An 880-nucleotide genomic window follows, 5' to 3' on the forward strand; every position below is an offset into this window, starting at 1 on the left:
CTTAGGCGGCCGGCCGCCCTTCGGGTCGTAGACACGAGGCGGCTTCGGCAGTCGCATGACGCGGTCGGAGCGGACCCGGCCGACCAGCTCGACCGGCAGATCGCGCAGGACCCAGGCCAGGCGGGTGACGTCGTAGCCAGCATCGCTGACGATCACGATGTCCGGGTCCCCGGCCCGCCACTGACCCGCGGCGATGAGCCGTCCAACGACTCCCCGCAGCTGGGCGGCGGTGACCGCTGTGGCGTCGTCCACCGGTCCGAGCCGGACCGCGTCCAGGATCGCGGTCCAAGAGGTGGCGCCCGGCTCCAGCACGGCCACGAAGGAGTAGGGCCAGCCCGGGATGAACTGCGACGCCGTCTTCGCCCGGCCATAGACATGGCAGAACAGCCGCTCGGCCGAGCACGGCGCGTCCGAACGAAGCCATGGCGACACATCGACGGCCAGGACCAGACGCCCGCCGTCGAACCGCGGCAGCGGCAGCCCGGCCAGCACCGTCCGCACCTGCTCGACATCGATCCGGCCGTGGTTCAGGCCGCCGTACATCGCTCCGTGCCCACGCAGATGCTCGGGCAGCAGCGTCAGGTCCACCGGGGACTTCACTGCACCGTCCGCACACAGCACCGCATCCGCCAGCTCGAACAACTCGTCGCGCCGTGCGGTCAGACACTCGTAGAACTCGCCCCGGAAGCGTGACGCTTCCGCAAACGCATCCCTCCGCACAACATCAGGCAGCAGACTCACCCTCACGGCCTTCGTCTCGGTCACGTGCACCTTGGTCGGAGCACAGGATCAGACGAAGGCCGCCCCCACGTCCGGCAAACCCCCAGGTGAGCGACTCAGTACGAGACACCGTTCGAGGCCGGAAGAAAAAGAACAAGCT

1 protein-coding gene is annotated in these 880 nt (G+C 68.9%); it reads right to left on the bottom strand.

Annotation, left to right across the window (positions count from 1 at the left end; genetic code table 11):
• A partial coding sequence (locus tag KUM49_RS36430; protein WP_308406924.1) for a transposase occupies nt 1-741 on the bottom strand: 741 nt, incomplete at its 3' end.
• Nucleotides 742-880 lie beyond the last annotated feature (139 nt).

This window comes from Streptomyces sp. AC555_RSS877, assembly GCF_019049245.1.
GTDB lineage: Bacteria > Actinomycetota > Actinomycetes > Streptomycetales > Streptomycetaceae > Streptomyces.